Origin of the sequence: uncultured Sulfuricurvum sp. (genome assembly GCF_937936435.1) — a bacterium.
In the GTDB taxonomy this organism is placed as follows: domain Bacteria; phylum Campylobacterota; class Campylobacteria; order Campylobacterales; family Sulfurimonadaceae; genus Sulfuricurvum.
On record NZ_CALDDG010000051.1, the window covers coordinates 1 to 11,999 of the forward strand.

Annotated in this window: 14 protein-coding genes; 8 read left to right on the plus strand and 6 right to left on the minus strand. The window is 48.1% G+C overall.

Features of this window, described 5'->3' with window-relative positions; all coding sequences use genetic code 11:
• From Q0389_RS05885 to moaC, 3 genes are all read right to left on the minus strand, one after another.
• Positions 1-791, minus strand: a 791-nt coding sequence (locus Q0389_RS05885) for a DUF6781 family protein (protein WP_298692656.1), incomplete at its 3' end; no start/stop codon positions are given.
• A gap of 11 nt (positions 792-802) precedes the next feature.
• Complete coding sequence (locus tag Q0389_RS05890; protein WP_298692657.1) at positions 803-1,072, minus strand: DUF493 domain-containing protein; 270 nt, start codon at positions 1,070-1,072, stop codon at positions 803-805.
• Entirely contained in the window at positions 1,038-1,523 is a 486-nt protein-coding gene (moaC, locus tag Q0389_RS05895) for a cyclic pyranopterin monophosphate synthase MoaC (RefSeq protein WP_298692659.1), read from the minus strand. Before moaC ends, Q0389_RS05890 begins: the two co-directional genes overlap by 35 nt.
• A gap of 250 nt (positions 1,524-1,773) precedes the next feature.
• Here moaC and Q0389_RS05900 point away from each other — a divergent pair, with 250 nt between their 5' ends.
• On the plus strand, positions 1,774-2,664 hold the full coding sequence (locus Q0389_RS05900) for a hypothetical protein (RefSeq protein ID WP_298692662.1): 891 nt from the start codon (positions 1,774-1,776) through the stop codon (positions 2,662-2,664).
• Here Q0389_RS05900 and mobA read toward each other — a convergent pair.
• From mobA to Q0389_RS05915, 3 genes are all read right to left on the minus strand, one after another.
• Positions 2,597-3,181 carry a molybdenum cofactor guanylyltransferase MobA gene (gene mobA / locus Q0389_RS05905; protein WP_298692665.1) on the minus strand — a complete coding sequence of 195 codons (585 nt, stop codon included), beginning with the start codon at positions 3,179-3,181 and terminating at the stop codon, positions 2,597-2,599. The genes Q0389_RS05900 and mobA overlap by 68 nt on opposite strands.
• Before the next feature lie 27 nt (positions 3,182-3,208).
• On the minus strand, positions 3,209-4,324 hold the full coding sequence (locus tag Q0389_RS05910) for a metallophosphoesterase (RefSeq protein ID WP_298692667.1): 1,116 nt from the start codon (positions 4,322-4,324) through the stop codon (positions 3,209-3,211).
• Positions 4,325-4,401: 77 nt separating this feature from the next.
• Positions 4,402-4,863 carry a DUF2780 domain-containing protein gene (locus Q0389_RS05915; RefSeq protein ID WP_298692669.1) on the minus strand — a complete coding sequence of 154 codons (462 nt, stop codon included), beginning with the start codon at positions 4,861-4,863 and terminating at the stop codon, positions 4,402-4,404.
• 203 nt (positions 4,864-5,066) lie between these two features.
• Between Q0389_RS05915 and Q0389_RS05920 the strand changes: the two genes are divergently transcribed.
• The 7 genes from Q0389_RS05920 to Q0389_RS05950 all read left to right on the plus strand — a co-directional run bounded on the left by Q0389_RS05920 (position 5,067) and on the right by Q0389_RS05950 (position 11,964).
• The gene (locus tag Q0389_RS05920; protein WP_298692671.1) at positions 5,067-5,666 is read left to right on the plus strand and encodes a CDP-alcohol phosphatidyltransferase family protein; all 600 of its coding nucleotides are present in this window, start codon (positions 5,067-5,069) and stop codon (positions 5,664-5,666) included.
• Positions 5,663-6,601: a phosphatidate cytidylyltransferase gene (locus Q0389_RS05925; protein ID WP_298692673.1), complete on the plus strand. Its 939-nt coding sequence runs from the start codon at positions 5,663-5,665 to the stop codon at positions 6,599-6,601. The genes Q0389_RS05920 and Q0389_RS05925 overlap by 4 nt, the downstream gene beginning before the upstream one ends.
• Before the next feature lie 9 nt (positions 6,602-6,610).
• Positions 6,611-7,231, plus strand: coding sequence for a lysophospholipid acyltransferase family protein (locus tag Q0389_RS05930; RefSeq protein ID WP_298692675.1), 621 nt, complete (start codon positions 6,611-6,613; stop codon positions 7,229-7,231).
• An 18-nt stretch (positions 7,232-7,249) separates the two neighbouring features.
• Positions 7,250-7,870: a hypothetical protein gene (locus tag Q0389_RS05935; RefSeq protein ID WP_298692678.1), complete on the plus strand. Its 621-nt coding sequence runs from the start codon at positions 7,250-7,252 to the stop codon at positions 7,868-7,870.
• A gap of 74 nt (positions 7,871-7,944) precedes the next feature.
• Complete coding sequence (locus Q0389_RS05940) at positions 7,945-8,928, plus strand: amidohydrolase family protein (protein WP_298692680.1); 984 nt, start codon at positions 7,945-7,947, stop codon at positions 8,926-8,928.
• A 1-nt stretch (position 8,929) separates the two neighbouring features.
• Entirely contained in the window at positions 8,930-10,636 is a 1,707-nt protein-coding gene (locus Q0389_RS05945) for a bifunctional alpha/beta hydrolase/class I SAM-dependent methyltransferase (protein ID WP_298692682.1), read from the plus strand.
• A 2-nt stretch (positions 10,637-10,638) separates the two neighbouring features.
• Positions 10,639-11,964, plus strand: a complete 1,326-nt coding sequence (locus tag Q0389_RS05950; RefSeq protein ID WP_298692683.1) for a dual specificity protein phosphatase family protein — start codon at positions 10,639-10,641, stop codon at positions 11,962-11,964.
• The last annotated feature ends 35 nt before the right edge of the window (positions 11,965-11,999 follow it).

The window sequence follows — 11,999 nt, forward strand, 5'->3', positions numbered from 1 at the left end:
ATAGCAGGGGGATTATGGCTTTTGAGTGAGTGGAGCACTTGGGTAAAAAGGGTATCGATGCGGTCCAACTCGGTTTCGATGGTTTTGTACTCCTCTCGGTAAAGCGCTTTGACCTCTTCGGGGACATAGAGAAGATACTGATGGAATTTTTCGATCGATTTAATCAGTGCCGTGCGGATACCCTGGAGGGTCCCTTTAAAAATAGCGTCGGCCTGATTCGGTGTCGCCTCGGCGACGTTGATCGCACTTTGGAGGATACTGGCGAGAATGCGTCGGATACGTACGGCATTGAGGACATTGGCATTGAGCGTCTCAAACGTGATATCCTTGATAATCTCATGGAGAGTCTCTTCGATATTTGAGCCTTTCTCCAGTGTCGTAATAATCGCACTTTCGGTAATCTCTTCGAGAATATCGAGCAGATCGACGGATTGGAGTTTCACCTGATGGAGTTTTTCCAGCATCTCCTCAGAGGTACCGATATGTTTTTCCAAGGCGTTGAAAAGTGAATATTTAAGATGTTGAAGCTCTTCGCTTTTTCGAATGATTTGGCGTTCCAAACGCTCTTTTTGGGTAATGAGCTCTTCGAGTTCATCATGCAGCGCATATCCTTCTTCTTCCATAATGGCACTGGTGAAGGTTTTAAGCTCTTGAAGCGAAAGTCCTTGTGAATTCATGGCCCAATCGGTGTTCAACGCATCGACGACTGAGGATACTTTGGCATCGATATCATTGCCGGGGAGGGAACGATATCGGATTTTAATATCGCGTTTCAGAGTCTCTAAATTCATTCAATATCCTTTTATAGTACCATTTTGATGTGAGGATGGGCTTTGAGCGTTTCGTAAAAATAGGTTCGTTCGTCTTCATTATGGACTAGAAGTTCTAAGTTCATGCTGATGTATTTTCCCCCTTTACTGACATTGGAAGGATTTAAGGAGTACGAACGCTCTCCAATGATTTCCATAGCCGCAATCTCAATTCCGGCGCGTTCATAGGCGACGACTTTGTAACACCATGTGCAAGGGTACTGCAACTCAAGCTTTTGGGTTGTTTCGTTGATAATCACCACTTTTGCCTCCTGATTTGGTTTCGAGCTGAATCGGGCCGATCACCATCGATTTATCGATGGCCTTAAGCATATCATAAATCGTGAGAAGCCCGATGCTGGTTCCGGTGAGGGCTTCCATCTCTACACCCGTCTGTCCGCTCAGTTTTGCGGTAACTGTGAGCCTGAATCCGGGAAGCTGCGGAAGCTCTTCGATATCGCAGTGGACTCCCGAGAGATTCAGGGGGTGGCACATCGGGATAAGATCGGATGTTTTTTTCGTCCCCATAATCGCTGCAACGACGGCAGTTTGCAAAACAGGCCCTTTTTTAGCGGTTTGGGTAATGACGGCGTCAAAGGCATTTTGGCTCATGGTGATAAGCCCGCTCGCAACGGCGACGCGTGCCGTCGTAGTTTTATCCGATACGTCGACCATTTTTGGGCGATCGCGTTCATCTAAATGGGTTAAATTCATCGTTATCTCTTTGGTATTCTTTAGAGTTATTATAGCCAAGAGTAGTTAATTGGCCGATGATTAAAAAATAATCATATTTAAGAGAAAAAATGGGCTATAGTTTTGCCATGAGATTTTGGTGATGCTGTGGATAGCATGTAATTCCGAAGTCCTCATACCTCCTTCAAAGCATAGGATTGCCTGTTTTTGACCGACATTAACATTTCGCAATCCTCTGATTATCATCTATAAACAACGAAAGGGGAACACAATGCAAGATTTGGTTAAAAGTTATAACGCTAACGCCCCGTTAATACAAAAATTTATCCTTACGACACTGGGCAACGTCAGTCTTAAAACGCTGAACGTTCAACTGGTTGAAAGACTCTACAAAACATTCCCGAGTTTGGAATTGCTCTACAAATGTGATGAGGGATTCGTCCAAAACTCTCCGAACATTTATATTTCGCGGGAAGACCACAGCCATATCGGAGTGGATCGATCGTATTTGATCGACGAATTGGCGATCCAAAAAGGGTTTTATATCAGTGAGCCCTATATTTCTACCGCTACACGCCATTTATGTATAACGGTCGTGTATGCGGTTGCGGACGGATACCTCTTTTTCGATTTTCGCCTTCGCAAATTGTTAGAGCGGTTTGATCTAATCGAAAAAAACAATATGTTCAAATACATGAACCGCTCTTCCTATGCGATTATCGGCGGCGGATTGCTTTTTTTCGGTGTATTTGTCGTGCTGTACGGATTTTACACATTTGCGGGGTATTTAATAGCGAGCGAGCCCCTCTCTATCGATGCCGTATTTAAACCGATCATCGCCTTGACGCTTGGATTGGCAGTCTATGATTTGGGGAAAACGATTTTCGAACAGGAGGTTATGCCGAGAACGCAGCATGTGAGCGAAACCTTTAACGCCAAGACACTGCTGAATTTTTCGGTATCGATTATCATTGCATTGCTGATCGAAGCGCTTTTGGTCGTCTTTAAAATCTCGATACACAACTACAAAGATCTGCCGTATGCATCGACATTGATCGCGGCATTGGCCTTTTTGCTCCTTGTTTTCGCAGTCTTTATTTATCTCGTTCGCAAAAGCGAGAAAGTGCCTGAGTGTACTCATGCGGATGGTTCAGATTCATAAACGGCGTATCGTCGTCAAATTCGACGAAACGGGTATGTGACGCACCGAGCAGTTTTCCTAGGCGGTGGTCGCTCTCTCGAAGCATCCGCTCCAGCTCAGGCAGGAGGGAGTGATGATAGATACCGCACATCGGATGGCTTCCTTCGGGTGTTCTAGCGATGACGGCGTCTAGATCGCCGTTATCCGCTTCGAGCAGTCGTGCAAACTCCTTTTCCCCCACAAACGGCGTGTCGACGCTGAGTACCATAATCCGATCCGTATTAAGAGACTGAAAGGCACTCACAAACCCTGCCGTCGGCGCATAATCGACTTCCTGGGGGTCAAGGATAAAAGGGGCTTTAAAATCGAATTTTTCGGCAGATTTGGTCGAGACGTATACCTGTGTGAAGAGATTGCAAAGACGGTTGTATTGAAACTGTGCCAAAGTAGAAAAACCGCCAAAAGGGAGAAGCGATTTATCTTCTCCCATGCGGGAGCTTTTTCCTCCGGCAAACACAACGCAGGGTATATCAAACATGGTTTCTCCTAAAAATGGCGGCTGCAATCACGACCATGTGATACAGGTGATTTCGGAATGCGACCCGAGCCGCATCGGCGGTCCCCAAAAACCGATGCCGCTGTTAACGTATATGTGGCGGTTGTCTCCCAATGAATGGAGTCCTTTGAGATAGGGCTGCGCGAGTGTAACCAGATACCCGAACGGCCATATCTGCCCACCGTGCGTATGCCCGCTGAGGATGAGCGAGGGGGTAAATCCTTCGAGATAGTCGATGTATTTCGGTTGATGCGCTAACAGGAGCGTCGAGGCGTCCTGCGGAATGCCCCACATCGCTTCATAGATATCGGGGATGTGCGTATCGGCGCGGTAGCCGGCAAGATCGTAAACCCCTGCAATGTAAAAATCGTCTATTTTAAGAGAACTGTTTTCCAATACGTGGATACCGAGCTCTTTCATATAGGCAATCGTGTCGTCGATGGAGTGAAAATATTCGTGGTTACCTACCACGTAATAGGTTCCGAAACGGCTTTTGAGATGGCGCAGTTCACCGACGGCATCTTTGAGGATATCGATATGAGCATCGGCCAAATCTCCGGTGATAGTGACCAAGTCGGGATTAAGACGATTGATAGCCGCAACGCTTTTGGCAACAAATGCTTTGTCGATCAGCCCTCCGATATGCATGTCGCTGATCTGCACGATCGTATAGCGTTTGCCGTTAAAGCGTTTTTGGTCGATGTCGACGTAATGGACGGCAGGCTCTTTTGACCCTTCCAACACTCCGGCACCTATATAGGTGCTCCCCAGCGCTAAAAAACCGATATCGCTGGAGCGTTTGAAAAATCGTCGTTTTTCTTCTTGAAAAGGGACCAGACGCTGTATCAGACGGAGGAATTCGTATAGCACGATTCCCATAAACAGTACAAAACCGACACCGATACTAAGAGAAAGGAAAAAGTAGAGGAGTTTGGGCGGGCTGAAGAGATAGCGGCTTGCGACATAGCCTAAAATAGCCGTCATATTGACAAATAAAAAAAAGTACAATGCCTTACGGGTAGAGTTGCAGATGTGTAAATGTTCTACAATCCGGGTATAGGCCAGAATGTGAACCAAGAGAAAAAATAAGGCAACCAGTACCGGAAAAAGAATGATCATACTCATAATGCGATTGTATCGAAAGATTGTCAACGGAATTTTCGAGAGAGGGCAAAGAAAAGTAAGGGGCTTTTGCCCAAAAATTATTGGGCGAAAGCGGCAGCGAGAATCTTATCCATTCCCGGGGTGGCACCGTCTTGGAGGTATTGAAGCACCAAAGGAGAAAATTTGTTCACCATGGATGCATCCATCCCCAAAAACGAGAATTGCGATCCCACATTTCCGAGACCGAGCATTCCGGCCGGTGCGGCATTCAAAAGTGTTCCCGCCTGAGGAACCTGTTTGGTCAATGCGGCAAAATCGGTGGCACTCATGTTGCTTTTGGCATCGTTGATGATAGCAGCCGTACCGCCGATAGCCTGTGTCGGGGTGACTCCAAGCGTCGTGGTTAGATTTTTGATAAGCGGATTGGAAGCAAGTGCGTTATCCGCGATAGGAGCTGCGCTTTGTGCGACGGGTGCTACCGTTTGCATCACGGAACCGAAATCAAAAGCATTGGCATTGGACACGAGTAGTATTAAAGCGGCAAGGGTAAGTGAACGCATGGGATTCTCCGAATATTAGATTTTAAAGTATAGCTGATCAGAAATATAACCCGTATTATATTTTGAGACAAGGAGATTTTACGATAAAAATGTTCATGAATTGTAGTAAAAGCCCAATCATCACAATATAATTATTTAATAACAAAAAATACTTAATTTTAGTTTTTTATACTAAAATACTGCCATCTTCTTAAGGGATCTGAATGGCGAGCATCTATGACATCAAACCTGCATTCCAAAATTTTCTCCGTCCGATTGTCGTAGGACTGGCAAATATAGGGGTAACTCCGAATCAAATCACCTATGCGGCACTTTTTCTCTCTTTTATCGCGGGGGGTGCCATTGCTCTCACTCACGGTGCATCGTGGGCTTTACTCGCTATTCCTGCGGTGATGTTTGTGCGGATGGCGCTTAATGCGATTGACGGAATGCTCGCCAAAGAACACGATATGAAAAGCGATGCGGGGGCGATGCTGAATGAAATGAGTGATGTTCTCTCGGACGCGGCGCTCTATTTGCCGTTTGCCCTCATTGATGGAGTATCGGCGCTGTGGATCGTGCTGTTTGTCATTATGGCGATTCTTACCGAAATGGCGGGGGTGCTGGGGGCGCTGATCGGCGGAGTGAGACGGTATGACGGTCCGATGGGAAAAAGCGACCGGGCATTTGTAATCGGAGCCCTCTCTTTGGTATTGGGATTGGGAGTTTCGCCCGCTGGATGGTTTGATGGTGTAATGATCGTCGCGACCATGATGGGTGCTTGGACGGTGCTTCGACGCTCCGTACGGGGGTTAAAATCATGATAGAGACGATTACGACGCTCTTTAGCGGAAAAAGCGGCATCGTACTGCTGATTATTTTGGGTATTTTGGTGTTTGCGACGCTGATCGTATCGGTGCTGTTTCGTACCAAAACCTCGCAGGAGCTCAAAGAGCGCGTCTATTCATGGTGGATTATTATCGGGGCATTTATACTCGGGGCGATGCTCAACACGACGGTAGCAATGTTCTTTTTCGCCCTCATCAGCTATCTCGCTCTCAAAGAGTATTTCACCCTTATCCCGACCCGTCGCACCGATCGACGGATCATCTTTTACGCCTACCTCTCCATCGTGTTTCAGTACTGGTTTGCGGGAATCGGGTGGTATGGGATGTTTATTATCTGGATTCCCGTCTACCTCTTTTTGCTTCTGCCGTTTCGGCAGGTGCTCATCGGAGAGACGCAGGGATTTTTAGAGAACACGAGCCGTGTGCAGTGGGGGCTGATGATGTTCGTCTTCGGTCTCAGCCACCTCGCCTACATGATGACATTGCCGGCTGTGGCAGGGCATGATGTCGCGGGTAAAGAGCTGGTTCTTTATGTGGTGCTTTTGACCGAGCTGAATGACGTGTTGCAGTATCTGTGGGGCAAGGCTCTGGGCAAACATAAAATCGTCCCGAAAGTAAGCCCCAACAAAACGATCGAGGGGTTCGCAGGGGCGTTCGTCACCCTCAGCGCGCTTGCGGTAGCGTTTTCGTTTCTGACCCCTTTTACAACCCTTCAGGCACTCGCGGCGGGGATGCTCATCAGCGGTGCAGGGTTTGTGGGGGATGTCGTCATCTCGATGGTCAAGCGGGACATCGGGGTCAAAGATTCGGGACATCTATTGCCGGGGCATGGGGGGATACTTGATCGCGTCGACAGTCTCACCTATACCGCACCGCTCTTTTTCCATTTCACCTACTATCTCTACTATTAGGATGGCGGGATGCTAAAATGGCTCTTTTTTGCTCTCATCGTCCGCCCGACGGTACTGCTGATTTTCGGGGTGCACGTACGGGGACGTGAAAACCTCTCACATGACAAACCCTCTATCATCGTCGCCAACCACAACAGCCATCTCGATACGCTGGTGCTCATGAGCCTCTTTCCATTGCACAAAATCCACCGTATCCGCCCCGTCGCGGCGGCAGATTATTTTATGAAAAACCGCCTTATCGCGTGGTTCTCGACCCAGTTTATCGGGATTATCCCGCTCAGCCGAAAGGTAGAGAGATCGCACACCCATCCCTTGGAACCCGTCCGCCAAGCCCTCGAAGCGGGAGATAGCATCATCCTCTTTCCCGAAGGGAGCCGAGGAGAAGCAGAGCAAATGAGCAAATTCAAATCGGGGATTGCCCATTTAGCAAAAATGGCTCCTCATATCAGCGTTGTCCCCGTCTATCTCGGCGGTGCGGGGAAAGTACTCCCAAAAGGGGAAGCGTTGCTCGTCCCCTTTATCATCGATGTTCATATATTGGAGCCGATGCTGATCGGCGAAGAGGATACCCATACGTTTACGGAGCGGTTGGAAGCGGTTATTAAAAAGGCGGGTGAGAGGGATGTATAAAATAATTGAGGAATTGCTATGAACTTTTTAAAATGGCTTTTTGATAGTTTGTTCGGGTGGATACCGTATGTACCTAAAGCAATTTGGCATATGTGGTCACTTGATCGTAATGGTGCAGTATGGTACAAAATTCGGGCTTTTTCATTGTTATGTCTTGGTACTTGGGTAGTGATATGGGGGTATTTTATGTATATTGATTATAAAGATTTTGCACAACCTTATCCTAAATATGAAAACCTAAAAATAGATCAAGGAATGTTGACAAAAGTAAAATACGATAGAGGATCACCTGATTACACATTATTCCGTGCTGATGGAACATTTATACGGGTCAATGAAAAATATGGGAAATACAGTGTCCTGAAAAATTGGTTTTATGATCAAGATCAGAGACATTTAGATCGAAAAATTCCTGTAACAATTTGTTGGTTTACACAACCCTCGGGGATGGCATGGATTGCAGAACTCGAAAGAGATGGCAATAAAATTATTTCTTATCAACAAGCTAAGGACAACTTTAATAAAACCAAAAATTATGTTACGAAAATAACTTTTTATTGGTTTTGGGTTCCATTTTTTCTCTTGTTGACAATAATTTATTTTGAAGCCTCTACATTACGTAAAAAGTATGAACTATGATTTTTATGTTTCAGAATTATTTCAGCAAAACATCCCTATCATTTCTATATGTCTAAGATTTTAGGAATATAGTTATGAAAACGATCGACATCCATACTCACCTCCTTAGCAGTGACGTAGCGTTCCAACGCTCGTATGACAAAATCGCGTTACGCTTTTTTGCCAAAAAGTTCGGAATGGACCCCAAAGCGCTAGGGCGTGATCCCTACGGCGAGTACACCCGCGCACTGGTCGAATCGGTGCGAAATTCTCAGCACGTCGAGAAAATCGTCCTTTTCGGTGTCGATGATCGGGTCGATGATGCGGGGAAAAGCCTCCACAAAGACATCACCGTCTGTGCGACGAACGAGGACGTGGCGACGTTGTATCGAGGGAATGAGGATGTCATCATCCCCTTTTTCTCCATCAATCCCAACCGCCCCGATGCGCTGGGTCTCATCGACCGCTACGCCGATGCGGGATTTCGCGGGGCGAAGTTTTTGCAAAACTACTGGGGAGTCGATACCCGTGAGACGCGTTATCGTCCTTATTTTGACAAACTCTCTGAGCGGGGGTTGCCGCTGATCGTCCATGTGGGGAGCGAGAGCAGTGTTCACTCATTCAAATCGTGCGAGAGTATCGAGATGCTGGATCACCCGCTCGAAGCGGGGGTGCAGGTGATCTGCGCCCACATGGCACTGAGCTATGAGCCGCGCCGTATCTTCAAAGCCCTCTCGAAAAATCCGAAACATTTTAACGACGAGTATTACATCCTCATTGAGATGCTCAAACGCTATCCGAATCTCTATGCCGACATCAGCGCCCTCCTCACCCCCGTGCGGGCAAAGGTGTTGCGCCATCTGAGCCGTCAGAGTGATATTCATCACAAGCTTCTCTTCGGCACCGATTTCCCCGTACCGTTTAGCATGGTGCTCAACAGCTACGATTTGCCGTACCGCAAACGGTTTGAACTCTCCCGCGAAGCGAACCCGTTCGACCGCTATGCCAAAGCGATTTTAGAGTACTTCCCGCGAGAGAATCCCATCTATACCAACTACACCAAGATATTAGGAGCATAACATGACAACCGGAACATTTACCAGCTTTGACGGCGCAGAGCTTTTTTATCGCGAATGGTCGCCGCAAAATCCCAACGGCAAAATTGTCCTGCTCCTCCATCGCGGACATGAGCACTCGGAACGACTCGATCCCATCGCCCGTTCGGCGATTTTCGAGGGGTACAAAGTTTTCTCGTATGACAACCGTGGACATGGATATACCTCTGCTGAGGCGACCTATGAATTTATGAATCTGGTGCGCGATTTGGAGGCGTTTAGACATTTCGTGTGCGCCAAGGAGGGGAAAAGGGCTGAGGATATTTTCGTCGTCGCCAACTCGGTCGCGGGGGTCGTCGCCTCGACGTGGGTACACGATTATGCCCCTCGCATCGCGGGGATGGCGTTGGTCGCTCCGGCGTTCGTGATCAAACTCTATGTCCCTCTCGCTAAACCTTCTCTTGATCTGATGATACGGTTCAATCCCCGCATGAACATCAAATCCTACGTCAAAGCGAAGTTTTTGACCCATAATACGCAAGAGCAGGAGCGATACAATACCGATCCTCTCATTACACCCAACATCCCTGCACGGCAGCTCGTAACACTACTCGATACCGCCAAACGGGTGGTGGAGGATGCGAGCCACATCGTCACCCCGACGCTGGTACTCTCGGCAACGTCGGACTATGTCGTAGACAGCCGTGTGCAAAAGGTGTTTTATGAGCGCCTCAGTTCACCGCACAAGCGGTTCGTGGAGTTGGAGGGTTTTTATCACGGTGTCCTCTATGAAGCACAGGCGCAAAAAGCGATTGATGCAATCGGTGCCTTTATGGAAGAGTGTTTCAATACCTCTAAAAGCGATATGAGCGATCATCTCATCGCCCTGACCCAAAACGAAAAAGAGCGTATCGCACGGGGTGACATCACGGCAGCTCAAAAACTCTCTTTTGGCGTTCAGCGTTTTATGCTCAACTCTCTGGGATGGATGAGCGACGGGATGAAAATCGGGCTGAAATACGGGTTCGATTCGGGGGTAACACTCGATTACGTCTACAAAAACACCCCGAGCGGTGTGGGGCTGCTGGGTAAAATGTCCGATAAAAACTATTTGGAGAGTATCGGATGGCGTGGGATTCGCCAGCGCAAAGTCCATGCGATAGAGACCATCCGCGAAAAAATCGATCAGCTACGCGGCGAGGGAAAAGCGGTGAAAATCCTCGACATCGCCGGAGGGCCTGCCCGCTATTTGATCGAACTAGCACTTGAATACCCCGACATCGAAGTACTGGTACGTGATTATCAGGAGCAAAACGTTGAACAGGGGCGTGCATTGGCAAAGGAGCGGGGACTTACCAATATCCGCTACGAGCAAGCCGATGCGTTTGACAAGTCCAACTATGATCGAAGCGTGTATGAGCCGAATATTGTTGTCGTCTCAGGGGTGTTTGAGCTGTTCGAACAAAACGCCCTGATCCAAAATGCCATTGAGGGGATCACCTCGATGATCGCACCGGAGGGATATCTGGTCTATACGGGGCAGCCTTGGCATCCGCAGTTGGCGCAGATCGCCCATGTGTTAGGGAACCATCAGCAAACGCAATGGATAATGCGCCGCCGAAGCCAGTATGAACTCGATACCCTCTTTGGCTCGTACGGATTTGACAAAGAGGGGATGCGGATCGACGATTGGGGTATTTTTACCGTCTCATCGGCTCGCAAAGCGGGATAAATATGTATCCGTTTGATCCTGCCCTCAGCGCATCTGCCACTCTCAAAGAGCGGTTTGTCTGGGTACTTTTTATGGGGGCGCTCTTTTTTATCCTCTACGGTGCGGCGAACCAATACGCCTCGCTCACTCCCCACCCCTCTTTTTATATGGAGTGGGAGCGGCATATCCCGTTTGTACCGTCGTTTATCATCCCCTATATGTCTTCGGATGTGATGTTTTGTATCGCGTTTTTACTCCCGCAAAGCCGTTTGGAACTTCGTATCCTCGCGTTGCGTGTGCTCTTTATCGTCACCTTTTCGGTTCTCATTTTTACCCTTTTCCCGCTCCAGTTCGGATTTGAGAAACCGCACAGCGACGAGTATCAATGGCTTTTTGGGCTTCTCAGTGCCGATCTGCCCTACAATCAGCTCCCCTCGCTGCACATCAGTTTTGCACTCGTATTGTGGGCATCGATGCGCTCTCATTTGACAAATCTCTTTCTCAAATACGCCGTAGCCCTGTGGCTTTGGCTCATCGCCCTCTCGACTCTGCTGGTGTATCAGCACCATTTTATCGATCTGCCGACGGGGGCGTTCATGGGTGCTCTCGCCATCGCGCTGATCCGTCCGAATAACCGATTATTGGAGCGTTTTACCACCCCGCGCAGTCTCAAAGTGGGGCTCTATTATTTAGCAACGGCAGTTTTGTTTCTCGTCAGTGCGTTCGCGTATCACTCTTTCATTGCACTGTGGCTGTTTTTCTCGATGTTGACGGTCGCCATTGTCTATGCGTTTGGATTCAATCATCTCATCGCGGGGGAAAATGCCCGTGCCTCGCTATGGCAATGGATACTCTTTGCCCCCTATTTTATCGGGACGAACCTCTCATGGCGATGGTACAAACGGAAATTGCCGCTGATGAGTCAGGTCGAAGATCGGATCTATTTCGGACGCCATCCGGCAAAGGGAGAATACACTCAGCTCAGGGAAAGTGGAATAAACCATGCGATCAATCTGGCATTGGAACATCAGATCAACCGCTCTATGATAGAACAGACCCGAATACCGTTTCTGGATTTGACGATCCCATCTCCCGAGGCACTACACCGTGTCGTTTTGATGATCGAAGCGAAAAAAGAGAACGGTGTTTATGTCCATTGTGCTCTCGGGTTGTCCCGCAGTGTTATGGCGATCGGTGCATGGATGCTCTATCGCGGTTTTACGATGATGCAGATCGAGGAGCGCCTAAGGGAACTCCGTCTTGCTTATGTCAAATCGAAATACATCTATGTCGCTCTAAATCTCTATCAGACACATCTAAATGCACTTCGCGTGAGCGATTCAGAATGATGTTAGCTGCGATTTATTATCATCTCTATATGTTT